Here is a 25,519-nt window from a genome sequence, read left to right as displayed (position 1 = left end):
CGTGACAGGTGTGTCAACGGAGACGCATATCAAACCTGTCCAAGCTCTGCAGAACGTCCAGCAGTTCCGCCTGCCGAGCACCACCTACTTCCGCCACGTAGCCCCCGAGGAGCTCACCGGCCGCAGCGAGACCGACCTCGCGGGCGCGGTGGGATCGCATCTGGCACTGGCGGTGAACCGACCGCAGGGCACCGCCGCCGTGCGCATCCTCACCCCGACCACCGCCGCAGACGGTTGGTCCGCCGGAGGCCGCAGCGTCGTCGAGATCGTCGTCGACGACATGCCCTATCTCGTGGACTCGGTCAAGACCGAGCTCTACCGTCGTGGCCTCGACGTACATCTCGTCGTCCACCCCGTCATCGATGTCGCCCGTGACGTGACCGGTGCGCTCGAGGGGGTGAACGAAGGAGACATCCGCGAGTCCTGGATGCACATCGAGATCGACCGCCTCGCCCCCGACGCGGCCAAGGAGATCGTCGCGGGACTCGAGGGAGTCCTCGAGGACGTACGCGAGGTCGTCGAGGACGAGCCGAGACTGCACCGCCGCCTGGCGGAGATCGCGGCCGGTCTGCGCTACACCCCGCCCAACAGCGTGCCGCGCGAGGAGGCCGCCGAGGCCGCCGAGCTGCTGGCCTGGCTGGCCGAGGATCACTTCCTGCTGACCGGCTACCGCGAGTACCGCCTCGACGGCGACTACCTGCGCGGTCGTTCCGGCACCGGCCTGGGCATCCTGCGCGCCGACCCGCCGCAGGCCGCCGACCACGGCAAGATGCCGCCCAAGGTCGCCGCCCACGCCCGCGACAAGGTCATGCTCGTCCTGGCCAAGGCCAACTCCCGCTCGACCGTCGGTGAGCCCGCCTACCTCGACCACGTCGGCATCAAGATCTTCAACGGCGCCGGTGAGGTGATCGGCGAGCACCGTTTCCTCGGCCTCTTCACGACGAAGGCGGCCCGGCAGTCGGTGACCCGGATCCCGGTCGTACGCGGCAAGGTCGCCGCGGTCCTCGACCACACCGGCTACGACGCCCGCAGCCACACCGGCAAGGCGATGCTCGACGCGATGGAGTCCTACCCGCGCGAGGAGCTCTTCCACGCCTCCACCGAGGAGCTGATGGACCTCGCCGAGGCCGCGCTGGGGGCCATCGAGCGTCGCATCCTGAGGGTGGCCGTCCGGCCCGACACGTACGGGCGCTATGTCTCGGTGCTCGTCTCGCTGCCGCGTGACCGCTACAACACGACTGTCCGCGAGCGGTTCTCGAAGGTGCTGCTCGACGTCCTCGGTGGCACCGACCTGGAGTTCACCGTACGCATCAGCGAGTCGACCACCGCCCGGGTGCACTTCGTGGTCCACGGCACCACCGAGTCGCTGGGGAAGGCCCTGGACACCCCGGGGCTGGTCGACAGCCTCGAGTCGCGGCTGCGCAAGGCAGCGCGGAGCTGGCGCGACGACCTGGTCAGCGCGGTCATCGCCCACGCCGGCGAGGACGGCGCGGCCCGGCTCTCGCACGTGCTCGACGCCTTCCCGGAGGCCTACAAGGAGGACTTCGACGCCGACACCGGCGCCGCCGACCTGACCCGGCTCGAGATGCTCTCGCACCAGGGCGAGGCGGTCGACTTCTCCTTCTACAAGGACCCGGAGAGCGCCGGCGGGTTCCGGATCAAGATCTACCGCACCGGCGGACCGCTCTCGCTGTCCCTGATGCTCCCGATCCTGTCCTCGTTCGGCTTCGAGGTCACCGACGAGCGGCCCTACGACATCGAGGGTGTCGGCACCTCGGGCTCGGAGGAGTGGTTCATCTACGACTTCGGTCTCGCCTACGCCGGCACCCCGGTCGGCGCGCCCACCCAACTGGTCGCAGCCCTGCACCAGGCGTGGTCCGGTCGCAGCGAGATCGACGGGCTGAACGCACTCGTCCTGGCGGGCCTCGACCACGGTCAGGTCTCCATGCTGCGTGCCTACGGCCGCTACCTGCGCCAGGCCGGCACCCCGAACTCGTTCTTCTCGATCGGCAACGCGCTGTGCACCAACCCGGGCATCGCACGGCAGATCGTGGAGCTGTTCGAGACCCGTTTCGACCCCTCGCTCACCGCGCGTGACGAGGCCAAGCGGGCCGAGGCGATCATCGAGGCCCTCGACGACGTGGCGAGCCTGGACCAGGACCGGATCCTGCGCAGCTACGTCACCACGATCCAGGCGACGACGCGGACGAACTACTACCGCGGCCGGAACTACCTTGCCTTCAAGTTCGACCCGCAGCAGCTGCCCGACCTGCCGCTGCCGCGCCCGGCGTACGAGATCTTCGTCTACTCGCCCGACGTCGAGGGCGTGCACCTGCGCTTCGACGCCGTGGCCCGTGGCGGGTTGAGATGGAGCGACCGGCGCGACGACTTCCGCACCGAGGTGCTGGGGCTGGCGAAGGCGCAGCAGGTCAAGAACACCGTGATCGTGCCGGGCGGCGCGAAGGGCGGCTTCGTCCCCAAGGGCGTGGCCGGTCCGGACGCCTACGTCACGTTCCTGCGTGGTCTCCTCGACGTCACCGACAACCGGGTGGACGGCGAGATCGTGCCGCCGGCCGACGTGGTGCGCCACGACGGTGACGACTCCTACCTCGTCGTCGCCGCCGACAAGGGCACCGCGACGTTCTCCGACCTGGCCAACTCGGTCGCGGCGGAGTACGACTTCTGGCTCGGCGACGCGTTCGCCTCCGGCGGCTCTGCGGGCTATGACCACAAGGCCATGGGCATCACCTCGCGTGGCGCCTGGGTCTCGGTGCAGCACCACTTCAAGCGACTCGGGATCGACCCGCAGACCGACGAGATCACCGCGGTCGGCGTCGGGGACATGTCCGGTGACGTCTTCGGCAACGGCATGCTGCGCTCGGACCGCATCCGGCTCGTGGCCGCCTTCGACCACCGGCACGTCTTCATCGACCCCACGCCCGACGCGACGGTGGGATTCCAGGAACGCAAGCGGCTCTTCGAGATGCCCCGGTCGACCTGGGAGTCCTACGACACCTCACTGATCTCGGCGGGCGGCGGCGTGTGGTCGCGGCAGCTGAAGTGGGTGCCGATCAGCCCCGAGGTGCGGCAGGCGCTCGGTCTGGCGACCGACGTCAAGCGGCTCACCCCGCAGGAGCTGATCAGCGCGATCCTGCGCGCTCCGGTCGACCTGCTGTGGAACGGCGGGATCGGGACGTACGTCAAGGCGTCCGGCGAGACCGACGCCGACGCCGGTGACCACGCCAACGACGGGGTCCGGGTGGACGCCGCCGAGCTGCGGGTGCGGGTCGTCGGTGAGGGCGGCAACCTGGGGATCACCCAGGCCGGCCGCGTCGAGTTCGCCCGCAAGGGTGGGCTGATCAACACCGACGCGATCGACAACTCCGCCGGTGTCGACACCTCCGACCACGAGGTCAACCTCAAGATCCTGCTGGAACGAGAGGTACGCGCGGGCTCGCTGACGCTCGCCGCGCGTGACGAGCTCCTCGAGGAGATGACCGACGAGGTCGCCGCCCTGGTGCTGGCCGACAACGAGGCCCACAACGTGACCCTGACCCGCGCGGTGGCCTCGGCCCCGCAGCTCCTGGAGGCTCACGAGGCTCAGATCGCGGAGTGGGTCACGGCCGGACTGCTCGACCGCGACGTGGAGGGCCTGCCCTCCGCGACCGAGGTCGCGCGCCGCCTGGAGGCGGGGGAGGGGCTCACCGCCCCCGAGCTCGCCGTCGTGCTCGCCTGGACCAAGATCGAGCGCCGGCGCGAGCTGGTCGCCGAGGGAGTTCCCGACCCCGCCGCGGATCCCGAGATGACGAAGCGCCTGGTGGCGTACTTCCCGACCGCGATCCGCGAGCGGTTCCCCGAGGCCATCCTGGATCACCCACTGCGGTGGGAGATCTGGGCGACCTCGGTGGTCAACGAGGAGGTCAACCTCGCATTCGGGACGCGCGACGCGCTGTCACGGTGAGCACCGTGCCGGCGAGCAGGAGCGAGATGCCGAGCGCGGCGAACACCCACGTCGGTCCGCCGGTATCCGGCAGCGAGCTCTGAGGTGAGATTTCCGTCGGCGGTCCCGGGTTCGGGGCCGCCGACGGATTCTCGTCTCCGCCCGGGATCGGCATGTCGTTGGGCTCCGGCTCCGGCGCCGGGGTCGGATCGGGGGTCGGCGTCGGGTCCGGTGTCGGCGTCGGGCTCGGGTCCGGGGTCGGGCTCGGCGAGGCGACCTCATCGATCCGGAAGTCCTGGCCGCCCTCGGTCTCGCCGGCCGAGGTGATCGTGACCGCACGCGACGTCTCGCCCACGACCTGCGTCCCCTCGGGAGCTGTGACGGTGACGGTGTAGTCGCCCGGCGGGAGGCCTTCGACGAAGTAGTCGCCCGCCGCGTTGGTGGTGGCGGTGACCGGACCGCCGGGGCCCTCGATGGTGACGGTGACACCGGCGACCGGGTCGCCGCTGGAGGCGTCGGTGACCCGCCCGCCGATCGCGCCGGGGCGGGTCAGGTCGAAGTCGACCCCGGTCACGTCGCTCGTGGCCACGGTCACGGGTCGCGTAGTGGCGCCCGTGTAGCCCTCGGGTGCGTCGATCTCGGCGGTGTAGTCGCCCGGCGGCACCCCGTCGAGCAGGTAGTTGCCGTCACCGTCGGTGACGGTGGTGATCGGGTCCCCGCCAGCGGTGGGGATCAGGCGCACCTGGACGCCGCCGAGACCCTTGCCGCCGCCGGTCACGGTGCCGGATACGCTGGCCAGCTGGTTCACCACGAAGTCCTGGTCGGTGACCGGGCTGTCGATGACGGTGATGTCGGTGCGGGTCGTGCCGTCGGGGCCCGGGGTGTAGCCGTCGGGGACGGTGAGGGTCACCGAGTAGCCCGTGCCGACCGTGTTGTCGTCGAAGAGGTAGCTGCCGTCCGCCTCGGTCGTCGTGGTCGCGGTGGAACCATCGGGTCGGGTGAGGGTCACGGTCGCGCCCGGCACCGGCGTACCGGCGTCGTCGCGTACGGTGCCGCTGATCACGTGCGGGATCACCTGGCGGACCTCGAAGTCGGCCCGCGAGGGGGGATCCTCGTCGTTGCCTCGGTTGCTGACGCTCGCCTCGGTCTGCCCGACCGTCACGCAGCCGTCGGGGTGGCTCAGCCGGACGGTGTAGCCGTCCTGGGTCGCGAACTCGCCGAAGGAGTAGGTGCCGTCGGGCGCCGGGCTGGCGGTCGCCAGCGTCTCTCCGGACGGCGAGACGAGGGTGAGCACCGAGCCCTCGACCGGGCAGGACCCGGAGGTCGACACGTCGGCGACGGTGCCGCCGATCGGCCGCGCCCGGCTGACGAACCAGGTCTGGTAGACCGGGAAGCCGGCGCGACGGGTGAAGACGAAGGTCAGGCTGGTGAGCCGGATGTCGGGCTCGAACCAGCCGGTGGCGCCGTTGGTGTCGGTGGCGGTGGGGTTGCCGGTCAGCGTCGAGGTGGCCGCGTTCCAGATCGGCTGGTCGGCCTCGCCGGCGTAGTTGAACGACCCCTGGAACCACGAGGTGATCTCCGCGGCCGAGACGGGGTCGCCGTTCTCGTCGGTCGCCCGGATCTGGACCTGGTCGGAGTCGATGTCACCGAGCACGAACGCCCAGCCGGTGTCGGGCGTCGGGTTGTCGAAGGCGTACGTGGTGGTCGAGGCGCCGCTCGGGGTGTCGGCCTTCGGGCGCAGGTTGATGTAGGCCGAGCCGCGGCTCGAGCCGTACTTCGCACCCGGCGGCGTGCTGGCGTCGAGGAACGTGCTCGCGCCGCTGGGGAGGGCGACGTTGGCCCGCGAGTCGCTGGCCATCTGCGCCGCCGGGAAGCCCGCCGACCGCTGGGTCATCATCGTGGAGTAGTCGTTCGACGTCCCGGAGACGGGCGCCCACTGGGCCCACGAGTCGGTCATGGCGTGAGCGGGTCCGGGGGACAGCACCGCGACGAACGCTCCGGCCAGGAGTGCCAACGCCAAGAAGGCCCTTGTGAACATGGGAGGGGATCCTTTGCTTCCGAGCAGCAAACATTGCGTTGGGGGACTCAGGAAGACTAGCCGAGCAACATCTCGCTTTTGTGCTCTGAATCACTGGTGTGAGGCGGCTTGTCTTCGTTCGCGTGGTGGTGCTGCCAGCTCGCCGGACGCGGGATCGACCGGACCGACCGGGCGAGAGTCGGGATCAGGGCTGCCGCGGCGGTCATCGCCGTCACCACCAGGACCGCGGTCGCGCCGTCGGTGACGGCGAGCAGCGCCCCGGCCAGGGCGGGCGCGAGCGGGATCGAGAGCATCGCCACGAACTGCGCGGCCGCCTGGACCCGCCCGATCAGCTCCTGCGGCGTGGTCGCCATCCGGTAGGCGGCGATCCCGGCGTTGCCCGCCGGGTTGAGGAAGAGTCCCGCCGACGCGGCCAGGGCCATGACCGCGGGGTGTGTCCAGAAGGCCAGCGGGATCGAGAGCGGCACGAAGCTCCAGGCGACGAGGATCGTCAGCCGGCCGGTCGGCAGGCGGTCGATCAGCCAGGGCGCGGCGATGGCCCCGAGGATGCCGCAGCCGCCGATCGCCGCCTCCGCCAGCCCGATCTGCCAGGCCGGGAATCCGGCCTCGATCAGCCGCAGCAGGGCGATGAAGAAGAGGGCGTTGATGGCCAGGTTGGCGGCAGGGCTGAAGAAGAGCAGCGTACGCAGGAACGGCTGCCGCCAGCTGTAGCCCAGGCCTGCGAGCAGATCGGCCAGCGGCTTGGGTCGGGAGTCCTGCTCCTCGACCGGAGGCGCCGATAGGTCGGCGCGGACCCGGGCGAGCAGCAGCCAGCCGGCGGCGTAGGCGATCGCGTTCCCGGCGAACGGTGCCCATCGGGAGAACCCGAGCAGTACGCCGCCCAGCGGCCCGCCGAGCAGGCCCGCGATGTGCTGACGCGCTTGCTGCTGGGAGAGCGCCGTGGGCAGGTCCTCGGCTCTGACCACCGATCTGATCGCCGAGTTCTCGGCGGGGAGGAAGAGCCCGTTGAGAACTCCGGTGAGCAGGGCGACGAGGAGCAGGTGGGGGAGAGTGAGCGATCCGAGCAGCCCGGCGACCGCGAGCGATGCGTACAGCACCGCTCCCGACCCGTGGGCGAGCCGCATGATCCGCAGCCGGTGGCGCCGGTCGGCGATCACTCCGGCGGGCAGCAGCATGCCGACCATGCCGACGAGGTGGGCGGCCTCGGCCGTCGCCGCCCAGAACGCCGATCCGGTCATCGCGTAGGCGACCAGGGGCATCGCGAAGAGGCTCACCCGGGTCCCGAGCTCGGCGACGGTGGCGCCGATCCAGAGAGCGGTGAAGTCGTGGTTGCGGGCGAGCTCGCGGTAGGAGGGCATACCCGCACCGTAAGGTGCGCAACATATATTGCGCAATAGTTCTTGCGCACTAAGTGGTGCGGGATTCGGCTAGGGTGAGGTCATGGCCACGTACGACGACCCGCGGATCCTGCGCGCGATCGCCCACCCGACCCGCAACCGCGTGCTGCACGAGCTCTCTGCGGCCGGTTCTCTCCGTGCCGCCGACATCGCGAAGCGCACCGGCATCCCCGCCAACCAGGCCAGCTTCCACCTGCGCCAGCTGGCGAAGTACGGCCTGGTCGAGGTCGCCCCCGATGCCGGCCGCGACAAGCGCGACCGGGTCTGGAGGCTGGTCGACGAGGACATCACCCTCAGCCCCCGGGAGATGGTCGAGCAGCCCGGGGGCGAGGCCGCGTACACGGTGTTCCAGCGCAGCTCCGTCGCCTGGGGCCACCACCTGGTCGACCAGGCCTTCCAGATCGCCCGCGAGGACGACCCGGCCAAGCGGATCGTCTCCGAGTCGTCCCTGCGGTTGACCCAGGACGACGCCGAGCGGCTCCAGCGCGAGCTGAACCAGGTCGTCGCCCGCTATCGAGAGGTCGGCAGGGAGTCCTCTGACGACGACCTCGAGCTCTACTCGGTCTACCAGCTCATCCAGCCGATGCCGGACCTGGCCGGCGAGCCCGAGGCCTGATGTGGGTTATGTCTCACGCGGCCCAGGCTGCCGACTGCCTACTCGCGAGTCACCAGCGCGTTGGTTTACCGTCCAATTGCGCCCAGCCCAGGACGCCAGTAGGGAGATACGCGAACGATGAGCACGACCCAGATCGCCGAGAAGCGCGAGGTGCGCGAAGCCAACCGAGTCGAGGGGCACAACGCCAGGTCATGGCTGCTGGTCTCCGCGATGCGTACCGAGATCTTCGACGACGCCCAGCTGAGCCGAGCCGACCAGATCATCCTCGACATGGAGGACGCGATCGACACCTCGCTCAAGTCGCAGGCGCGCGAGAACGTGACCAGCTGGCTCAAGGGCGGCGGCCGGGCGTGGGTACGCATCAACGACTGGACCACCGAGGACTGGAGCGAGGACCTCGCGGCGCTGGCCGGGATCGAGACGCTCGCCGGGGTGATGCTCGCGAAGACCGAGTCGCCCGACCAAGTGACCGACACCTTCCAGCGGCTCGGCGGCTCGACCCCGGTGATCCCGCTGCTCGAGTCGGCGCTCGGGATCGAGGACGCCGCGACGATCGCGCGCGCCCGTGGTGCCTACCGGCTCGCCTTCGGCTCCGGTGACTACCGCCGCGACACGGGTGCGGAGAACGACCCGCTCGCCATGGCCTACCCGCGGACCAAGCTCGTCCTCGGCTCGCGGATCGGCAACCTGCCCGGCCCGATCGACGGCCCGACGGTCGGCAGCAGCCACCCGCTGCTCCGCGAGCAGGGTGCCGACGGCGTCTCGATGGGCATGACCGGCAAGCTCTGCCTCGACCTCGAGCAGCCCGCGGTGATCAACGAGTCGTTCAGCCCGTCCCCGTCGGACGTGACCTGGGCCTACGACTTCCTCCACAAGTTCGAGGAGGGCGGCCGCGTGATCCGCGACGGCAGCGACAAGCCGCGCCTGGCCCGTGCCGAGACGATCAAGCGTCGTGCCGAGCTGTTCAAGATCAAGCCGGACACCTACGGCGACCCGGTCTCGGGGCCCAGCGTCTACTGAGGACGCCGACCCGGCGTGTGATTGGACGCACGCGCCGGGTCCCCACGTACTCGGCTAGCGTTGAGGCCGTGGATCTGCAGCAGCGCATCAATGACCGGGCCGGTGAGATTCTGCTCTTCGCCGTCACCCCGCCGAGAGTGACGACGGCGCCCGAGCGGGTGCAGCAGATCGCGGAGATCACGCTCGAGCGGATCCGGCCCCTCGATGTCGACGGACTGATCCTCTACGACATCGACGACGAGTCCGACCGCAACCCCGAGGAGCGGCCGTTCCCGTTCGTACGCACCCTCGATCCCGCCGACTTCCTCGAGCGCAACCTCGCCGGTCTCGACGTGCCGGCCGTCGTCTACCGGGCCACCGGCAAGTACGACGAGCCGACGCTGCGCGACTGGGTCAAGACCCAGGATCCGGCCAAGGCGCTCTCGGTCTTCGTCGGTGCCTCCTCGGGTGAGAAGCGCGTCGCCACCAGCCTGCGCCGCGCCCACGAGATCCGGACCCAGACCAACCCCGACCTGCTCCTCGGCGCCGTCGCGATCCCCGAGCGCCACACGGCCAAGGGCGACGAGCACCTGCGCCTGATCGCCAAGCAGGAGGCCGGCTGCTCCTACTTCGTCACCCAGGTCGTCTACGACGTCAACGCCGCCAAGAACCTCGTCTCCGACTACCGCTACGAGTGCGAGACCCGCGGCCTGGCGCCGGTCCCGATCGTGTTCACCTTCTCCGTGTGCGGCTCGATGAAGACCCTCGAGTTCCTCCGCTGGCTCGGCGTCGACGTACCGCGCTGGATCGAGAACGAGCTGCGCCACGCCACCGACACCCTCGACGCCTCGCTCGAGCAGGCCGAGGCGACGGCCATCGAGCTGATGTCCTTCTGCCGCCAGCTCGGGGTGCCGTTCGGCATCAACATCGAGTCGGTCTCGATCCGCAAGGTCGAGATCGAGGCCTCCGTACGTCTCGCCGAGCGGCTCCGGGGCAAGCTCGCGCGCTGAGGTCGGGCGGGATGCTGACCGAGGTACCTCGGTGAGCATCCGTCCCGACTCAAAGCCCCGTACGCATCCCCCACAGCTCCGGGAACAGGATGATGTCGAGCTGCTTGCGAAGGTAGGAGACACCGCTGGTCCCGCCGGTGCCGACCTTGAACCCGATGATCCGCTCGACGGTGGTCACGTGCCGGAACCGCCAGACCCTGAAGGCGGTCTCCAGGTCGGTGAGCTCCTCGCCGAGCTCGTAGAGGTCCCAATGCTTCTCCGGATCGCGGTAGACCTCTCCCCAGGCCGCCTCGACGGCGTCGGAGGCGGCGTACTCCTGCTTCCAGTCCCTGTCGAGATGGTCGGCGGGGATGTCGAAGCCGCGCCGGGCCAGCAGCCGTAGCGACTCGTCGTAGAGCGAGGGCCGACCGTACGCCGCCAGCACGTCCTGCTCGTGCGGCCGTCCCTCGTGCACGCGGAGCGTGTAGGCGGCCTTGTTGCCGAGTGCGAACTCGATGCAGCGGTACTGCCACGACTGGAAGCCCGAGCCGGTGGCCAGGTAGGGGCGGAACTTGTCGTACTCGGTCGGGGTCAGCGTCGAGAGGACGTCCCAGGCGTGCACGAGCTGCTCCATGATCCTCGAGACCCGGGCCAGCCCCTTGAACGCCGGGCGAACCGCATCCTCGGCGAGGAGCCGCTGCGCCTCGGTCAGCTCGTGCAGCGCGAGCTTCATCCACAGCTCCATCGCCTGGTGCTGCACGATGAAGAGCATCTCGTTGTGGTCGCCCGAGAGCGGGTGCTGCGCGCCGAGCACCTCCGGCAGGTGGAGGTAGTCGGAGTAGTCCATCGGAAGGTCCTGCGTGCTGCTCATGTGACTGCTCCTCGGGTCCAGAAGCGCTCGTCGCGCCATTCGTCGTTGTCCATCACCGAGACCAGGTGGTCGACGGCATCCCATACGTCGACGTAGCGGGTGTAGAGCGGGGTGACGCCGAAGCGCAGGATGTCGGGCTCGCCGGCGCGGAAGTCACCGACGACTCCGCGTTCGATGAGCGCCTGCACGATCGCGTACGCACCGTCGTCTCCGACGCTCAGGGACAGCTGGCTGCCGCGCTGCGCGTCGTCGAGCGGCGACTCGATCGTGAAACCGGGCAGCCGCGAGGAGACGAGGTCGGCGAAGAGCCGGGTCAGCGCGAGCGACTTCTCCCGGAGCGCCTCGAGACCGCCGTAGGTCTCGGCGGCGAGCAGGGTGTCGACCCCGCACTCCAGGGCGGAGATGCCGATGACGGCGGGGGTGCCGGACAGGTAGCGCGAGACCCCCTCCGCGGGCCGGTAGCCCGGCGACATCTCGAAGGGTGCCGCGTGGCCCATCCAGCCCGACAGTGGCTGCTCGAAGCGGTCGACGTGGCGGGGGTTGACCCATAGGAAGGCCGGCGAGCCGGGGCCGCCGTTGAGGAACTTGTAGCCGCAGCCGATCGCGAAGTCGGCGTCGGCGCCGCGGAGGTCGACCGGCACCGCGCCGGCCGAGTGGCACAGGTCCCAGACGGCGAGCACACCGTGCTCGTGGGCGGCTGCTGTCACCGAGGCCATCGAGTGCAGGTAGCCGGTGCGGTAGTTGACCTCGGTCAGCATCAGCACCGCGGTCCGGTCGAGCAGCCCCTCGATCTCGTCGGGCGAGTCGACCAGCACCAGCTCGTAGCCACGCTCGCGGCACAGCGAGGAGGCGATGTAGAGGTCGGTCGGGAAGTTGCTGCGCTCGCTGACCACGACCCGGCGCTCCGGCGAGTCGACGGCGGCGATCGAGAGCGCCGAGGCGAGCACCTTGTAGACGTTGAGGGAGGTCGAGTCGGCGACCACGACCTCGCCGTCACCTGCGCCGACGAGCCGGGCGATCTTGTCTCCGACGCGCTGGGGGAGGGTGATCCAGGAGGCGGTGTTCCAGGACTCGATCAGCCCCTGCCCCCACTCCTGGGTGACCACCTCGGCCACCCGTCCGGCTGTGGCGCGGGGGAGCGCGCCGAGCGAGTTGCCGTCGAGGTAGATCGTCTTCTCCGGCAGGTCGAAGAGGTCCCGCAGCGGAGCGAGCGGGTCGGCCTGATCGAGTGCGACAGCGTCGTCGCGGTTCATTCGGCACCTTCCTGGGTGGTGATCGCCCTGAGCACGGCCCGCACGGGCGCGGCGTCGGCGGTGGTGAGCTTGAGGGGGAGCGCGATCAGCTCGTAGTCGCCCGCGGGCACCTCGTCGAGCAGCAGGTTCTCCAGGATGCGTACGTCATGACGATGGGTCGCGAAGTGGGCCGGCAGATCCTTGGAGGAGGCCGGGTCCAGGCTGGCCGCGTCGGTGCCGACCAGCCGCACCCCGTGGGCGGCGAGCAGGTCGATCAGCGCGGGATCCAGCGCACAGAACGAGTCGTCCCAGGTCGTCGGCTGGGTGGCGTACGTCCGGAACAGCACGCGCGGCGGCAGGTCGGTGAGGTCGATGTCGCCGATGTCGTCGACGGTGACCAGCGGACGCACCCCGGACACGTCGACCACACGGCACGGACCGAGGAACGGCTCCAGCGGCATCTCGCCGGCCGGGGTGCCGCCGTCGGTGAAGTGCAGCGGCGCGTCCGCGTGTGCGCCGACATGCGCCGAGACCGAGATCTCGGCGACGTTGACCGGGCACCCGGGGCCGATCCGGAACGTCCAGTCGACCTCGGTCGCGTGGTCGCCGGGAAAGACCGGCGAGTCGACGTGAACGGGTGGTGAGATGTCCCACAGCTGCGCCATGTTCCGCAGCCTAGACGACCCGATTTTCCGTCGACTCGGCGCGTCGTGACAGGTCATCCTGTCGAGTCGGCGCATCGTGACCGATAATCCCGCCGAGTCGGCGCGTGAGGACGAGCCGACTCGGCGCGGGAGTTGGTGAGGACGAGCCGACTCGGCGCGGGAGTTGGTGAGGACGAGCCGACTCGGCGCGGGAGTTGGTGAGGACGAGCCGGCTCGGCGCTTCAGGCGGTGAAGAACTCCGTCGCCACCGGAGCCAGCGCCGACGCCTTGACCATGTGGTTCTGCCCGTCGAGGACGACGTAGCGGCCCTCGGGAACGGCCTTGGCGATGGCCTGCTGGGCATTGGTCATGTAGGTCGGGCTCTTGCTGCCCGCCACCGACAGCACGGGCACCGACACGTTCTTGAAGTAGCCGCCCGGCAGGGGCAGACCCTGCTGGAACGGCACGCACATGCCCAGGTCGTAGACGAGCGTGTGGGCGATCGGGGTGAGCTTCTTGAAGGCCGGGGTCAGCCGCATGATCTTGACCGCGACCAGCGGCATGCCGACCACTCGCATGAACCGCTCGACAGCAGCGGCGCGCTTGCCCTTCTCCACCAGGGCCTCGACCTGCTGGGCCAGGTCGGCGTCGTTGGGGCTGTGGGTGTCGTCGAGGATGAGCGGCGCCTCGTAGGCGACGATCTTGTCGATCGGCAGCCCGGCCCGAGCGGCCTCCAGGGCGAGGAACGCGCCCGAGCTCAGGCCCAGCAGGTGGGCGTGCCCGCCGGCCGCCTCGATCACCGCGCCCAGGTCGGCGACCTCCTGCTCGACCGCCTCCATGGTGCCGGCGGCCGCCGGCTTGGCGATGTCGCTGTCGCCGCGGCCGCGACGGTCGTAGCGGTAGACGGTGAACCGGTCCGAGAACGCGTCGGCCAGCTCCTTCGACGGCCCGAAGCCGCGGTAGCACATGGCCCCGTCGACCAGGACGAGCGCCGGGCCGGTGCCGACGACGTCGTAGGCGATCGTGGTGCCGTCGGCGGAGGTGGTGGTTGTGGTCATGGTTCACTCCTCGAAAGATCCGGTTGATACTTACCCGTCGGACGAGACCTCGTCGCTTCGACACGCGGCCGCACGTCTCTCGAGAAGCTCCTGTTCCCCGGCGTTGGTGGTCAACGAGGCTGCCTCGTCGAACGCCGCCGCGGCCTCGAGGTGCCGCCCGGCGCGGTGCAGCAGGTCACCGCGTACGCCGGCGGGCAGATGTGACCCCGGAAGCGCTCCCTCGGGGAGTGCCGCCAGGATTGCCAGCCCGGCCTCGGGACCGAAGGCACGCCCGTGCGCCACCGCCCGGTTGACCTCGATGACGGGACCGGGGACGCCGGTCGCGAGCATGTCGTAGAGGCGGGCGATCTCGGCCCAGTCGGTCTCCTCGGCCCGCCGGGCGCGGCCGTGGCACGCGGCGATCATCGCCTGCACCAGATAGCTCCCGCCGGGGGTGCCGGCGGAGGCGAGCGCTGTCGCCCGGTCGACAGCGGCCAGGCCGCGCCGCAGCAGCAGCTGGTCCCAGCGGGTCCGGTCCTGGTCCTCGAGCAGCACCGGGTGACCCTCTGCGTCCGCCCGCGCCGCGAGCCGCGACCCCTGGATCTCCAGCAGCCCTTGCAACGCCTGCGCGTCGGGATCGCCCGGGGCGTGCGCGGCCAGCATGCGGGCCAGCCGCATCCCCTCCAGGCACAGCTCGGGCCGGGTCCACGACGGTCCCGAGGTCGCCGCGTATCCCTCGTTGAAGACCAGGTAGATCGTCTGCATCACATCGCGCAGACGAGCCGACCGCTCCGCACCCACCGGCAGCTCGAACGAGGCCCCGACCTCGGCCAGGGTGCGTTTCGCCCGCGAGATCCGCTGGCCGACGGCCGACTCCTTGGCGAAGTAGGCCCGGGCGATCTCGGCGGTCGTCAGCCCGCCCACGAGCCGCAGCGTCAGCACCGTGCGGGAGTCGGGAGCCAGCGCCGGATGGCAGGAGAGGAACATCAGCCGCAGCACATCGTCCTCGATGTGGTCCACCGCGGCAGCCAGGTCAGGCATCTCACCCTCCTCCAGTTCGTGGCCCAGCAGGGCGACCTTGCGGCGCAGCACCTCGTCCCGGCGGAACCCGTCGATCGCGCGCCGCTTCGCGATCGACATCAACCACGCGCCGGGGTTGCGAGGGATGCCCTCGTGCGGCCACTGCTCCAGTGCCGCGACGAGGGCATCCTGAGCGAGGTCCTCGGCCAGGTCGAGGTCGTGCGTCATCCGCGCCAGACCGGCGAGGAGGCGTACGGACTCGTTGCGCCAGACCGCGACGATCGCGTCCTCGGTGGGCGAGCTCATTCAGCAGGGGTCGGCGGACCGAACAGCGGCCGCATCTCCACCGCCACGTCCTGCCCCGGCCACAGCTCCTCGTGGAGCTGGATCATCCGGCGGCCGAGCTCGATGGCCTCGTCGGCCGAGCGGACCTCGAAGAGCGAGAACCCACCGGCGACCTCCTTGGCCTCCGCGAAGGGCCCGTCGACGTGGGTCACCTCTCCGGCGGTCAGCCGGATCTCCACCGCGGGACCGAGCCCGTCGGCGTCGAGCAGGATGCCGTCGGCGTACTGCTGCTTGATCTCGGACTCCACCGCCTCGATCAGCGCGGCCGGCGGCGGCCCGGCGTCCGGGTCCATCTTCACGAACATCATGTAGCGCATCTGCTTCTCCTTGCGGTCGGCGGCGCGTCCGTTGCGCGTCGTCGCCTACGCGTCGAGAAGAGCCTCCCGCTTTCGACACGGCCACACCAGAATATTTCCGTACGTGTCGCCGCGGTCGCCTAGGACGCCTTCGACTTCTTCGTCTTCTTCTCCTCGGCCTCCTCGGGGACCTCCTCGCCACGCGACTTCTTCGCGGCCGCGACGGAGCGCTGTAGCGCCGCGAGCAGGTCGACGACCTCGCCGGAGGTCTTGGTGGAGGTGGGGGTCCGCTCGACCTCGCCGCCCTCGATCTTGGCCTTCACCATCTCCTCGACGGCATCGGCGTAGTCGTCGGAGAACTCCTCGGGATGGAAGTCGCCCGCGAGCGTCTCGACGAGCATGTTGGCCATCTTGATCTCGGAGTCCTTGATCTCGCCGGCCTCGACCTTGAAGTCGGGCACCCGGATCTCGTCGGGCCACATCATCGTCTGCAGCACGATCACGTCACCGTTGTCGGTCGGCCGCACCCGCAGCGCCGCGACCGTGGTGCGCTGCCGCAGCGCGACGGTCACCAGCGCCACCCGGTCGGCGTCGAGCAGCGCCTGGCGCAACAGCGCGTAGGGCTTGACCCCGGTGTTCTCAGGCTCCAGGTAGTAGCTCTTCTCGAACAGCATCGGGTCGATCTGGTCGCTCGGCACGAACTTCTCCACCGCGATCTCGCGCGAGGACGTCGTCGGCAGGTTGGCGAAGTCGTCGTCGGTGAGCACGACCATCTCGCCGTCCTCGGTCTCATAGCCCTTCGCGATCTCGGAGTAGGGCACCTCCTCGCCGTCGATCGAGCAGATCCGCTGATAGCGGATCCGGCCACCGTCGGACTGGTGCACCTGACGGAACGAGACGTCGTGCGACTCCGTCGCCGAATAGAGCTTCACAGGCACGCTGACCAGCCCGAACGAGACCGCGCCCTTCCAGATCGCACGCATGCCGAACTCCCTCCGCACAAGGCAACAACGACCCCAGTATCTGCCGGATCGCGGCTTCCCGGTACCCCTTAACCCCACGCGTCACACAGGGAGCGGCTTGTGCGGCTTGCAACATCGGTGCAAATGCGTGGATCTGACGTCGCCTGCCTGGGCGTACCCAGCCACTTCCACGCACATGTGTGGAAGTCGCAGCCCTCTCCGGAATCCACGGTAGGTTCACGCGACGGCGGCGCCAATGGTCACAGGTCGCGGCCGCTCCAGCGGTAGCGGCCGACGAGAAACGCCGCCAGAACCAGGCCGACCGAGCCTGCGAGCCACGCGAGTGCCTCCGGGCGGCGCTCCTCGGGAGTGGTCCAGAAGCACATGTCCTCGGGCCGCAGCCCGGTCCCGCACGATGGTGCATCGAGGGGCATGAGCCCGATGTAGGCGGCGACGGCGGCGGCGATCAGCGCCGCAAAGACGAACAGCACACGCAGATTGATGACCATGGGTGTTGGCCCCCTCTCTACCCGGTTGGGGCGAAGCGGAAACGGACCACGTCCGCCGACCCGACGGAGCAGGCCTACGGGTCCGTGACCCAGACGCTAGGCCTGCCTGATGCAGCACGGCAGACGACCAACGTCCGAGGTACCCGATCTGGCGTAGCGCCTCAGAGACGGTCCGCCCCGGGCAAGCCACCCGAGGGCGCGGCCCCTCGGGCATGCCGTGTCGACGTCGACCGGCCGTGAAGGATTGGGCCAGATCTCCCTGGCGCAGGGACGCGGTGGAGGCAAGATGGACGCATGCGTCCCATGCTGGCCACGCCAGGCGCCCACGTTCCCCCAGGGGAGGAGTGGGTGCACGAGGTCAAGTGGGACGGCATCCGACTCGTCGGAGAATCGGAGCAAGGCCGTACGCAGACCCGGCTCGCCACGCGCAACGGCAACGACGCCACCCCCGCCTGGCCCGAGATCGCGACCGGACCGGAGCGTGACATCGTCGTCGACGGCGAGGTGATCGCGCTCAACGACGCCGGCCTGCCTGACTTCCGGGTGCTGATGGACCGGATGCACAACCGCGACGTCCGCCGGGCGGCGCGGTTCGCGGAACGGATCCCGGCGACGTACATGGTCTTCGACCTTCTCCGTCTCGACGGAGGGTTGCTCATCGAGAAGCCGTGGACCGAGCGGCGCCAGATCCTGGAGGGTCTCTACGAGAGCGGTGAGCTGTCGAGCTGGCAGGTGCCTCCGACGTACGACGACGGCCGGATGCTCCACGAGGTGACGCGGGCGCAGGGGCTGGAGGGGATCGTGTCCAAGCGTCGCGGCAGCCGCTACCGACCCGGTGAGCGGAGCAAGGAGTGGGTGAAGCTGGCCCACCGCTACCGGGCCTCGCTCGTGGTCGGCGGCTGGCGGCCGGAGGTGGGCACCGAGGGTGGGACCGAGCGTCTGGGCGCTGTGCTCGTCGGTCAGCCGACACCCGACGGGCTGATCTACCGAGGGCGAGTCGGCAGCGGCATCACCGGCAAGCGCGGGCAGCGACTCGGGGAGCTGCTCCGCGAGACGGGGCGCAGCCCGTTCGCCGGGCCCGATGTCGATCCCGACGGGGGAGTGCCGGCCGTGGACGCCAAGGGCACCCACTGGGTCGAGCCGCTCCTCGTCGTCGAGGTGGAGACCCACGGCAGCGCCGTCGCGGCGGCGAGCTACAAGGGCCGGCTGCGGCAGCCGAGCTTCATCGGCATCCGCGAGGACATCGAGCCGGAGGATCTGTGATGGTCGAACGAGAAGAGGTACGCGTCGAGGTCGACGGCCGGGTGCTGACCCTGACCAGCCTCAGCAAGGTGCTCTATCCGCGTACGGGCATGACGAAGGGCGAGGTGCTCAACTACTACGCCCAGGTCGCGCCGGCGCTGCTCTCGCAGCTCCAGGACCGCGCCGTGACGAGGATCCGCTGGCCGCACGGCATCGGCGACATGTCGTTCTTCGAGAAGAACGCACCGGCCGGCACACCCAGCTGGGTACGCACCGTCACCGTTCCGACAACGGGATCCCGAACCGCGGACCACAGAGAGGGAACACTCACCTTTCCGATCCTCGACAGCCTCGCCGCGCTCACCTGGGCCGCGAACCTCTCCGCGCTGGAGTTGCACGTCCATCAGTGGACCGTCGGCGCCGACGGCACCCCGGCCGGGGCGAACCGGATTGTGATCGACCTCGACCCCGGCGAGCCGGCCGGCCTGCAGGAGTGCTGCGAGGTGGCGCTGCTGGTGCGCGAGGCGCTGGGCGCCCGTGACCTCGCCGCGACACCGGTGCTCAGCGGGAGCAAGGGTCTGCACCTGTACGCCGCCCTGCCAGAACCCGTCGAACCGGAGGTCGCCACGGCGCTGGCCAAGGAGATCGCCGAGGACCTCCAGAAGGCCCACCCGAGCAAGGTGACCGCGACGATGACCAAGAGTCGCAGGTCAGGCAAGGTTTTCCTGGACTGGTCGCAGAACTCGGGGTCGAAGACGACGATCTGTCCCTACTCGCTGCGAGGCAAGGAGATCCCCACGGTCGCGGCCCCGGTGACCTGGGACGAGGTCACGGAGGGGGCCGAGGATCCGCTCGGTATCGACCAGCTCGGACCTAACAATGTGATCACGCGCTTATCTGAAAGGGGGGATCTCTTCACAAGCCCTACGGGGCTGTAACTATTGTTCTCTTCATGTCGAACTCCGTGCTTGTCGTAGAAGACCAAGAGGACATCGCTGCTCCCCTGGTGCGCACGCTCCAGCGTGAGGGTTATGACGTCACCTGGGTCGACTCCGGCAAGAAGGCGCTGGAGCTGCTGGCGCCTCCGTACGACGCCGAGCTGGTGCTGCTCGACCTGGGCCTCCCGGACATGGACGGGCTCGAGGTCTGCAAGGCCGCTCGCGACAACGGCTACGAGGGCGGGATCATGATCCTGACCGCCCGCGACGCCGAGATCGACCTGGTCGTCGGTCTCGACGCCGGTGCCGACGACTACCTGGCCAAGCCGTTCGCGCTGGCCGTCCTCCAGGCGCGGGTCCGCGCCCTCCTGCGCCGCTCGGGTCCGGTCGAGCCCGGTGCCGACGACGACGCCCTGCGCATCGACGTGGCCGCCCACCGGGTCTACGCCGGTGAGCGTGAGGTGACCCTGACCGGCAAGGAGTTCGCGCTCCTGGCCGTTCTGGCCGCCTCCCGCGACAAGGTCGTCTCCCGCGACCGGCTGATGGCCGAGGTCTGGGACGAGAACTGGTACGGCTCGACCAAGACCCTCGACGTCACCGTCGGGCGCCTGCGCCAGAAGCTCGAGGCGGCCGGTGTGCAGGAGAAGGTCGTAGCGGTCCGCGGCGTCGGTTTCCGGCTCGAAGCAGCGGAGTAAACGCAAGTTCGACACGGTGTCGTATGCGTGTTCAGTGCGTGAGATGTTTCACAAACGACGGCAAAGTCACGCGTGAATACGCGGTTTGTGCTCCAGATTCGGCCGTTCGGGCTTGGAACCGGCTTGGTTGGCATGTCACCTTGGTTGGGCTGTGCACAACGCACGACCGGCCCCGGTACACGCCGAATCCTGTCCCTCCGGACGCCGGCCCCGACTACTGAACCCCCTTTACCCTCACACTCAGCAGTACGTATGGGACAGGAGCGGGGGACCCAAGTTCCACGCGACTAACTCGGACGGTCGCTTGGGGTGAAGCCATCGCAGGATGGCCGGGCAACCTTCTAGCCCGAACCCGACAGCTCACCTCGCAGGCGTGGGAAGGAACTCACGCATGTCCAAGTCCGTATCTCATCCTGCCCATCGAGGCGCGCCCCGGCCGTTCCGGTCGCCGAACGTGTCGATCGCCCGGACGATCGCAGGATCTCTCAGGGCCCACGGCAAGTTCGTCGGTCGTGTCACCCTCGCCAGCGGCATCGCCGCCGGTGCCCTGGTGGCGGTGCCCGCCGCCAACGCCGCCCCGGTCTCCCACGAGACCACCACCGTCGAGCCGGCCAAGGTGGTGGAGGCTCCGACCCTGGAGGCCTCGGCCACCCCCACGGCGATGCTCACCGACATCAAGCAGCTCGAGAGGGCTGTCGAGGTGCAGGAGCGCAAGGCAGAGGCAGCCCGCAAGGCCGCTGAGGCGAAGCGCAAGGCAGCGATCGCCGCCAAGAAGGCCGCCGAGGCGAAGAAGAAGGCCGAGGCGGAGGCGAGGGCCTACGCCGCCAGCCGGCAGGGCAAGATCGATCGGGCGATCAGCGTCGCCAGCGAGCAGATCGGTGACCCGTACGTCTGGGGTGCCACCGGTCCGAGCTCGTTCGACTGCTCCGGTCTGACGCAGTACGCCTTCAGCGCCGCCGGCATCGAGCTTCCCCGGGTCTCGCGGGACCAGGCCGCTTCGCTGCCGACGGTCCCGAACGACCAGATCCAGCGCGGCGACCTGATGTTCTGGGGCAGCCCCGTCTACCACGTGGGTATCTTCCTGCGCTGGGAGAACGGCCAGGCGATCATGCTGCACGCCCCCAAGCCGGGCGCCAGCGTTCGCGAGGAGGCTGCCTGGGACGGCTGGTTCGCCGGCTCGACCCACCAGGCCTGACCTCTTCACCCCCGTCTCGGGGCCCGTTTCGGCGGGCACACCCCCACACATCCCCCTGGCGCTCGCCCTCCGGTTCCCCATGCCGGAGGGCGAGCGCATATTTGGGGGCCGGCGAATCGGTGCAGCACCACGCGTCAAGTAACCTGTAAGACGTGGCAGGCCCCGAATTCGACACCGAGATCAAGCAGCTCCAGGCAACGATGCAGACCATCGGCCAGGTGCTGGACCTGGACGCGATGCGCAAGGAGATCGCCGACCTCGGCGAGCAGGTCGCCGCGCCCGACCTCTGGGACGATCAGGACAACGCCACCCGCGTCACCGGCCGTCTCTCCCTGCTGCAGGGCGAGCTCAACAAGTTCACCGAGCTCAACACCCGCATCGAAGACCTCGGCCTGATGGTCGAGATGGCCCAGGAGGAGGGCGACGCCGACTCGCTCGCCGAGTCCGAGGCCGAGCTGGGCCGGGTGAAGAAGGCTGTCGAGAGCCTGGAGATCCGCACCCTGCTCTCGGGGGAGTACGACGCCCGCGAGGCCCTGGTCACGATCCGCTCCGGCGCCGGTGGCGTCGACGCCGCCGACTTCGCCGAGATGCTGATGCGGATGTACGTCCGCTGGGCCGAGCGCAACAAGTACCCGGTGGAGGTCTTCGACACCTCCTACGCCGAGGAGGCCGGGATCAAGTCCGCCACCTTCGCGATCCACGCTCCCTACGCCTACGGCACCCTCTCCGTCGAGGCCGGCACCCACCGCCTGGTGCGGATCAGCCCGTTCGACAACCAGGGTCGCCGCCAGACCTCCTTCGCCGCGGTCGAGGTCGTGCCCGTGCTGGAGCAGACCGACGAGATCGAGCTCGACGAGAACGACATCAAGGTCGACGTCTACCGCTCCTCGGGCCCCGGTGGCCAGTCGGTCAACACCACCGACTCGGCGGTCCGGCTGACCCACATCCCCACCGGCACCGTGGTCTCCTGCCAGAACGAGAAGTCGCAGCTGCAGAACAAGGCCGCCGCGATGATCGTCCTCAAGGCCAAGCTCCTCGCGCTGAAGAAGGCCGAGGAGGAGGCGCACCTCAAGGAGCTCAAGGGCGACGTCGCCGCCTCCTGGGGCGACCAGATGCGCAACTACGTCCTCAACCCCTACCAGATCGTCAAGGACCTGCGTACGACCTTCGAGGTCGGCAACCCGCAGGCGGTCTTCGATGGCGACATCGACGGGTTCCTCGAGGCCGGCATCCGGTGGCGCCGTGGCGCCGAGAAGGCCGAACAGAACTGACCTGATGGTTGCGCTGACGCGCACCAGGCTTCCACTCCCGGGCCGCGGGGCGGCGTACGTCTATGACGCCTACGGCCCCGAGGACGGGGTGCCGATGGTGCTGTTGCACGAGCTCGGAGGCAGTGCGAAGAGGTGGCAGGGTGTGGTGCCGCCGTTCGCGGTCGACCACCGGGTGCATGCCTTCGACATGCGTGGGCACGGGGACTCGGACTGGGCCGCGGAGTACTCCCACCGGCTCATCGCCGACGACGTCATCGCGGCGATGGACGCGCTCGGGATCTCGGGTGCCGTGGTCGTCGGGCACTCGACCGGCGGCAACGTCGCCCTCCTGGTCGCGATGCACCGCCCCGACCTGGTCTCCCGGCTGATCATCGAGGACGTGGTGCCACCCGCGCCGCGCGAGCGCAGGTCGCCCGGGCGCGCAGCCAGGCCGATGCCCCACGACTGGGAGTGCATCGCGTCCCTGCTGGTCGAGGCGACGATGTACGACGCGTGGATGTGGGAGCAGCTCGAGCTGCTGCCGATGCCGACCCTGATCGTGGCCGGTGGTGGCAACAGCCACATCCCGCCGTCGGACCTGGAGAAGGTCGCCCAGCGGATCCCTGCGGCCGACCTCGTCCACTTCGACGTCGGTCACTTCGTGCATCGCAACCAGCCCGCCGAGTTCGCCGACACCGTCCTGGCCTGGCTCGCGTCGCGGTGCTGAATGCGTCGCGATACTGAATGCGACGCGTCCCGCGTCGCGGGTGGGATCCCCATCCCTAAGGACCCCACCCGCTCTCGCCGACCGGCTCTGCTCTGACTCAGTGCCCGCGGCGGCGCGCGCCGCCCGGTGAGGTGCCTACCCGACCCGAGCGACTAAGTCGATTAAAGCACTCGACTTTGGGTCGATGCAAACGACGCGCCAGGATCGGAGTCCGGTCGAGGACGACAGAGGTCAGGCGGAGGCCGCGGTGGCGGTCACCAGGCACCAGCGGGAGGCGCGCTTCTGGACCGCCGCGGGCGCCTCGCCGGCCTTGCCGGTGAGCTCGCAGGAGAGCCAGGCGTCGCCGAAGAGGCCGCGGTGGACCACCTTCGTCTGCTTCTTCGCGTCGGTGCAGGTGAGGGCGACCGACGGCTTCCCGTACGCAGGGGTCGATGCCGCCTTGCAGCCCTTGGGCACGCTCTTGGTCATCTGCGTGGCCCAGTCCAGGGTGACCGGCGGGGCGAAGACCCAGGCGCGGGCCGAGGTGGCCGAGCCCTCCGGCCCGGTCCAGATGCAGCCGTACTCCTGAGAGACGTCGTTGACCTCGCCCGAGATGGCGGTCTGGTCGCCGTCGCCGTAGGCCTTCTTCTCGGTGGCGGCGCCGCCGAGGGCCTCGGTCGCGTCCTCGGCCGGGACGCGGTCGCAGAACGCGCCGCGGCGTACCTGCATCGTGGTGGTGTCCGCGGTGCTGAGATCGCCCTTCACCTCGGCGACCTCGGGCTCGTCGTCTTTCAGGGTGAGTACGCCGACCCCGACCGCGACCGCGGTGAGGACTACGGCACCGATGAGGATCCGGACTGCAGAGCGCACGCCGTCAGAGTACAGGGGCAGGTATCTCCGAGCCGAAGTGCTGAGCCCACCACCGTTGCACTACCCTCGGTGCGGTGATCCGCTTCGAGAAGGTCAGCAAGGCCTACCCAGGGCAGGCGCGACCCGCCCTCAACAGCCTTTCGATCGACATCCAGAAGGGGGAGTTCGTCTTCCTCGTGGGCCAATCGGGCTCGGGGAAGTCGACGGCGCTCAAGCTGATGCTGCGTGAGCAGCGCCCGACCACCGGCCGGGTCTACGTCGCCGGCAAGGAGATCAACCGGCTCGCTGGCTGGAAGGTGCCGCGGCTGCGCCGCCAGGTCGGCACGATCTTCCAGGACTTCCGCCTCCTGGCCAACAAGAACGTCGCCGAGAACGTCGCCTTCGCGATGCAGGTGACCGGTCACTCCAACCGTGAGATCCGCGAGCGCGTCCCGGAGACGCTCGAGCTGGTCGGTCTCGACGGCAAGGGCGACCGGATGCCCGACGAGCTCTCCGGCGGTGAGCAGCAGCGGGTGGCCGTCGCCCGCGCGTTCATCAACCGGCCGATGATCCTGATCGCCGACGAGCCGACCGGTAACCTCGACCCCGGCAACACCGTCGGCATCATGCGCCTGCTCGACCGGATCAACCGGTCCGGCACCACCATCGTGATGGCGACCCACGACGTCCAGATGGTCGACCAGATGCGCAAGCGCGTCATCGAGCTCGAGCACGGCCACCTCGTACGCGACCAGGTCCAGGGCGGCTACGGCGCCCAGTTCTGAGGGCTTCTGAGCCGGACCCCTCGACCTCCCGACACGAAAGTTTCGTAGACCCGCCATGCAGCTGCGTTATGTATTCACCGAGCTCCGCCAGGGGCTACGCCGCAACCTGTCGATGCACGTCGCGGTCGCGCTGACCCTGCTCGTCTCGCTCACCCTCGCCGGCGTCGGCCTGCTGCTGCGTGAGCAGGCCCAGCTGACCGAGGAGGTCTGGGGCGACGAGCTGCAGATCACCTTCTACATGTGCAACGGCGCCAACGACCGCAACCCGCAGTGCGCCGGGGCGGTCGACGACAGCCAGAAGAAGGTCATCACCGACGCCCTCGACGACAACAGGTACGTCGACAAGATCGAGGAGGAGAGCCAGGAGCAGGCCTACGAGCGGCTGCAGGCTCTCGACGTCGAAGGCGTCAGCGGTCCCGACCCGGTGGTGAAGTCCAGCGACATGTGGGAGTCCTACTGGGTCACGATGACCGACCCGCACCACTCCGCCGAGATCATCGAGGCGGTCGCCGGCCTGGACGGCATCGACCACGTCGGCGACGTCCACGAGGTCACCGGGCCCATCCTCGCCGCCGTCGACGGGCTGCAGAGTGCGGCCCTGGTCGGCGCGATCGTGCTGGTGATCGCGGCGCTGCTGCTGGTCGCCAACACCATCCGGCTGGCAGCCTTCGCCCGCCGTCGTGAGATCGGGATCATGCGACTGGTGGGCGCCTCGACCCTCTACATCGCGCTGCCGTTCCTCCTGGAGTCGCTCGTGGTGGCCCTGGTCGGGATCGGGCTCTCCGGGATAGCGCTGGCCGCGGTGATGTACTTCGGCGTCGAGCAGCGGCTCTCCTCGACCGCGGTGACCCAGTGGGTCGGCTGGGAGGAGTTCTTCAGCTCCTTCGCGATCGTCGCCGTCCTCGGCATCCTGCTCACCCTCGTCCCGACACTCCTGCTCACCCGCAAATACATCAAGGTCTGA

Annotated in this window: 23 protein-coding genes and 1 riboswitch; of the genes, 12 read left to right on the top strand and 11 right to left on the bottom strand. The window is 69.5% G+C overall.

Annotated features, from left to right (window positions below):
- The first annotated feature begins 10 nt into the window (after positions 1 to 10).
- The gene (locus tag ACIRON_RS06010; RefSeq protein WP_402990246.1) at positions 11 to 3,961 is read left to right on the top strand and encodes an NAD-glutamate dehydrogenase; all 3,951 of its coding nucleotides are present in this window, start codon (positions 11 to 13) and stop codon (positions 3,959 to 3,961) included.
- Here ACIRON_RS06010 and ACIRON_RS06005 read toward each other — a convergent pair.
- Together ACIRON_RS06005 and ACIRON_RS06000 are read right to left on the bottom strand one after the other, a co-directional pair.
- Positions 3,921 to 5,978 carry a collagen binding domain-containing protein gene (locus tag ACIRON_RS06005; RefSeq protein WP_402990243.1) on the bottom strand — a complete coding sequence of 686 codons (2,058 nt, stop codon included), beginning with the start codon at positions 5,976 to 5,978 and terminating at the stop codon, positions 3,921 to 3,923. The genes ACIRON_RS06010 and ACIRON_RS06005 overlap by 41 nt on opposite strands.
- 56 nt (positions 5,979 to 6,034) lie before the next feature.
- Positions 6,035 to 7,336, bottom strand: coding sequence for an MFS transporter (locus ACIRON_RS06000; RefSeq protein WP_402990241.1), 1,302 nt, complete (start codon positions 7,334 to 7,336; stop codon positions 6,035 to 6,037).
- An 82-nt stretch (positions 7,337 to 7,418) separates the two neighbouring features.
- Here ACIRON_RS06000 and ACIRON_RS05995 point away from each other — a divergent pair, with 82 nt between their 5' ends.
- The 3 genes from ACIRON_RS05995 (at position 7,419) to ACIRON_RS05985 (ending at position 10,000) form a co-directional block, all read left to right on the top strand.
- Positions 7,419 to 7,991, top strand: a complete 573-nt coding sequence (locus ACIRON_RS05995; protein ID WP_402990238.1) for an ArsR/SmtB family transcription factor — start codon at positions 7,419 to 7,421, stop codon at positions 7,989 to 7,991.
- Positions 7,992 to 8,108: 117 nt separating this feature from the next.
- Positions 8,109 to 9,011, top strand: coding sequence for an HpcH/HpaI aldolase/citrate lyase family protein (locus ACIRON_RS05990; RefSeq protein ID WP_402990236.1), 903 nt, complete (start codon positions 8,109 to 8,111; stop codon positions 9,009 to 9,011).
- Between the two features lie 68 nt (positions 9,012 to 9,079).
- Positions 9,080 to 10,000, top strand: coding sequence for a methylenetetrahydrofolate reductase (locus tag ACIRON_RS05985; RefSeq protein ID WP_402990233.1), 921 nt, complete (start codon positions 9,080 to 9,082; stop codon positions 9,998 to 10,000).
- A gap of 49 nt (positions 10,001 to 10,049) precedes the next feature.
- Here ACIRON_RS05985 and kynA read toward each other — a convergent pair whose 3' ends face one another.
- The 8 genes from kynA to ACIRON_RS05945 form a co-directional block, all read right to left on the bottom strand.
- Complete coding sequence (gene kynA, locus ACIRON_RS05980) at positions 10,050 to 10,850, bottom strand: tryptophan 2,3-dioxygenase (RefSeq protein ID WP_402990230.1); 801 nt, start codon at positions 10,848 to 10,850, stop codon at positions 10,050 to 10,052.
- Positions 10,847 to 12,103, bottom strand: a complete 1,257-nt coding sequence (gene kynU / locus ACIRON_RS05975; protein WP_402990227.1) for a kynureninase — start codon at positions 12,101 to 12,103, stop codon at positions 10,847 to 10,849. Before kynU ends, kynA begins: the two co-directional genes overlap by 4 nt.
- Positions 12,100 to 12,747 (bottom strand): arylformamidase, encoded by a 648-nt coding sequence (gene kynB / locus ACIRON_RS05970; protein ID WP_402990224.1) that lies wholly within the window; start codon positions 12,745 to 12,747, stop codon positions 12,100 to 12,102. Before kynB ends, kynU begins: the two co-directional genes overlap by 4 nt.
- 221 nt (positions 12,748 to 12,968) lie before the next feature.
- Positions 12,969 to 13,784, bottom strand: coding sequence for an alpha/beta fold hydrolase (locus ACIRON_RS05965; RefSeq protein ID WP_402990221.1), 816 nt, complete (start codon positions 13,782 to 13,784; stop codon positions 12,969 to 12,971).
- 30 nt (positions 13,785 to 13,814) lie between these two features.
- A complete protein-coding gene (locus ACIRON_RS05960) occupies positions 13,815 to 15,089 on the bottom strand; it encodes an RNA polymerase sigma factor (RefSeq protein WP_402990218.1) in 1,275 nt (424 codons plus the stop codon).
- Positions 15,086 to 15,445: a YciI family protein gene (locus ACIRON_RS05955; RefSeq protein ID WP_402990215.1), complete on the bottom strand. Its 360-nt coding sequence runs from the start codon at positions 15,443 to 15,445 to the stop codon at positions 15,086 to 15,088. Before ACIRON_RS05955 ends, ACIRON_RS05960 begins: the two co-directional genes overlap by 4 nt.
- A gap of 119 nt (positions 15,446 to 15,564) precedes the next feature.
- Complete coding sequence (locus tag ACIRON_RS05950) at positions 15,565 to 16,407, bottom strand: Ku protein (RefSeq protein ID WP_091049112.1); 843 nt, start codon at positions 16,405 to 16,407, stop codon at positions 15,565 to 15,567.
- Positions 16,408 to 16,646: 239 nt separating this feature from the next.
- A complete protein-coding gene (locus ACIRON_RS05945) occupies positions 16,647 to 16,895 on the bottom strand; it encodes a hypothetical protein (RefSeq protein WP_402990212.1) in 249 nt (82 codons plus the stop codon).
- Between the two features lie 294 nt (positions 16,896 to 17,189).
- Here ACIRON_RS05945 and ACIRON_RS05940 point away from each other — a divergent pair, with 294 nt between their 5' ends.
- From ACIRON_RS05940 to ACIRON_RS05915, 6 genes are all read left to right on the top strand, one after another.
- Positions 17,190 to 18,158, top strand: a complete 969-nt coding sequence (locus ACIRON_RS05940) for a DNA ligase (RefSeq protein WP_402990209.1) — start codon at positions 17,190 to 17,192, stop codon at positions 18,156 to 18,158.
- Positions 18,158 to 19,075, top strand: a complete 918-nt coding sequence (gene ligD / locus ACIRON_RS05935) for a non-homologous end-joining DNA ligase (RefSeq protein WP_402990206.1) — start codon at positions 18,158 to 18,160, stop codon at positions 19,073 to 19,075. Before ACIRON_RS05940 ends, ligD begins: the two co-directional genes overlap by 1 nt.
- A 14-nt stretch (positions 19,076 to 19,089) precedes the next feature.
- Positions 19,090 to 19,770, top strand: a complete 681-nt coding sequence (locus tag ACIRON_RS05930; RefSeq protein ID WP_176884042.1) for a response regulator transcription factor — start codon at positions 19,090 to 19,092, stop codon at positions 19,768 to 19,770.
- Positions 19,771 to 19,983: 213 nt separating this feature from the next.
- A riboswitch (cyclic di-AMP (ydaO/yuaA leader) is annotated at positions 19,984 to 20,156 on the top strand.
- A 5-nt stretch (positions 20,157 to 20,161) separates the two neighbouring features.
- A complete protein-coding gene (locus tag ACIRON_RS05925; RefSeq protein ID WP_402990203.1) occupies positions 20,162 to 20,965 on the top strand; it encodes a C40 family peptidase in 804 nt (267 codons plus the stop codon).
- Between the two features lie 152 nt (positions 20,966 to 21,117).
- A complete protein-coding gene (prfB, locus tag ACIRON_RS05920; RefSeq protein ID WP_091049124.1) occupies positions 21,118 to 22,236 on the top strand; it encodes a peptide chain release factor 2 in 1,119 nt (372 codons plus the stop codon).
- A gap of 4 nt (positions 22,237 to 22,240) precedes the next feature.
- Positions 22,241 to 22,942, top strand: coding sequence for an alpha/beta fold hydrolase (locus tag ACIRON_RS05915; protein ID WP_402990200.1), 702 nt, complete (start codon positions 22,241 to 22,243; stop codon positions 22,940 to 22,942).
- A gap of 231 nt (positions 22,943 to 23,173) precedes the next feature.
- Here ACIRON_RS05915 and ACIRON_RS05910 read toward each other — a convergent pair whose 3' ends face one another.
- Positions 23,174 to 23,791 (bottom strand): hypothetical protein, encoded by a 618-nt coding sequence (locus ACIRON_RS05910; RefSeq protein WP_402990197.1) that lies wholly within the window; start codon positions 23,789 to 23,791, stop codon positions 23,174 to 23,176.
- A gap of 74 nt (positions 23,792 to 23,865) precedes the next feature.
- Here ACIRON_RS05910 and ftsE point away from each other — a divergent pair, with 74 nt between their 5' ends.
- Together ftsE and ftsX are read left to right on the top strand one after the other, a co-directional pair.
- Positions 23,866 to 24,555, top strand: coding sequence for a cell division ATP-binding protein FtsE (gene ftsE / locus ACIRON_RS05905; RefSeq protein ID WP_008358693.1), 690 nt, complete (start codon positions 23,866 to 23,868; stop codon positions 24,553 to 24,555).
- A gap of 55 nt (positions 24,556 to 24,610) precedes the next feature.
- The gene (gene ftsX, locus ACIRON_RS05900; protein WP_402990194.1) at positions 24,611 to 25,519 is read left to right on the top strand and encodes a permease-like cell division protein FtsX; all 909 of its coding nucleotides are present in this window, start codon (positions 24,611 to 24,613) and stop codon (positions 25,517 to 25,519) included.

Source organism: Nocardioides sp. NPDC101246 (assembly GCF_044767415.1).
In the GTDB taxonomy this organism is placed as follows: domain Bacteria; phylum Actinomycetota; class Actinomycetes; order Propionibacteriales; family Nocardioidaceae; genus Nocardioides.
The sequence above is the reverse complement of the archived record's forward strand: the minus strand, read 5'-3'. Positions and strand labels throughout refer to the sequence as shown.

What these genes read in the sequence shown, in the direction of transcription:
- ACIRON_RS05945 (WP_402990212.1), bottom strand. Translation starts at nt 16,895, where the DNA reads ATGGTCATCAATCTGCGTGTGCTGTTCGTCTTTGCGGCGCTGATCGCC.
- ACIRON_RS05940 (WP_402990209.1), top strand. Translation starts at nt 17,190, where the DNA reads ATGCGTCCCATGCTGGCCACGCCAGGCGCCCACGTTCCCCCAGGGGAG.
- kynA (WP_402990230.1), bottom strand. Translation starts at nt 10,850, where the DNA reads ATGAGCAGCACGCAGGACCTTCCGATGGACTACTCCGACTACCTCCAC.
- ACIRON_RS05955 (WP_402990215.1), bottom strand. Translation starts at nt 15,445, where the DNA reads ATGCGCTACATGATGTTCGTGAAGATGGACCCGGACGCCGGGCCGCCG.
- ACIRON_RS05960 (WP_402990218.1), bottom strand. Translation starts at nt 15,089, where the DNA reads ATGAGCTCGCCCACCGAGGACGCGATCGTCGCGGTCTGGCGCAACGAG.
- ACIRON_RS05950 (WP_091049112.1), bottom strand. Translation starts at nt 16,407, where the DNA reads ATGCGTGCGATCTGGAAGGGCGCGGTCTCGTTCGGGCTGGTCAGCGTG.
- ACIRON_RS05930 (WP_176884042.1), top strand. Translation starts at nt 19,090, where the DNA reads ATGTCGAACTCCGTGCTTGTCGTAGAAGACCAAGAGGACATCGCTGCT.
- ACIRON_RS05965 (WP_402990221.1), bottom strand. Translation starts at nt 13,784, where the DNA reads ATGACCACAACCACCACCTCCGCCGACGGCACCACGATCGCCTACGAC.
- ACIRON_RS06000 (WP_402990241.1), bottom strand. Translation starts at nt 7,336, where the DNA reads ATGCCCTCCTACCGCGAGCTCGCCCGCAACCACGACTTCACCGCTCTC.
- ACIRON_RS05925 (WP_402990203.1), top strand. Translation starts at nt 20,162, where the DNA reads ATGTCCAAGTCCGTATCTCATCCTGCCCATCGAGGCGCGCCCCGGCCG.
- ligD (WP_402990206.1), top strand. Translation starts at nt 18,158, where the DNA reads ATGGTCGAACGAGAAGAGGTACGCGTCGAGGTCGACGGCCGGGTGCTG.
- ACIRON_RS05995 (WP_402990238.1), top strand. Translation starts at nt 7,419, where the DNA reads ATGGCCACGTACGACGACCCGCGGATCCTGCGCGCGATCGCCCACCCG.
- ACIRON_RS05915 (WP_402990200.1), top strand. Translation starts at nt 22,241, where the DNA reads ATGGTTGCGCTGACGCGCACCAGGCTTCCACTCCCGGGCCGCGGGGCG.
- ftsX (WP_402990194.1), top strand. Translation starts at nt 24,611, where the DNA reads ATGCAGCTGCGTTATGTATTCACCGAGCTCCGCCAGGGGCTACGCCGC.
- kynB (WP_402990224.1), bottom strand. Translation starts at nt 12,747, where the DNA reads ATGGCGCAGCTGTGGGACATCTCACCACCCGTTCACGTCGACTCGCCG.
- kynU (WP_402990227.1), bottom strand. Translation starts at nt 12,103, where the DNA reads ATGAACCGCGACGACGCTGTCGCACTCGATCAGGCCGACCCGCTCGCT.
- ACIRON_RS06005 (WP_402990243.1), bottom strand. Translation starts at nt 5,978, where the DNA reads ATGTTCACAAGGGCCTTCTTGGCGTTGGCACTCCTGGCCGGAGCGTTC.
- ACIRON_RS05990 (WP_402990236.1), top strand. Translation starts at nt 8,109, where the DNA reads ATGAGCACGACCCAGATCGCCGAGAAGCGCGAGGTGCGCGAAGCCAAC.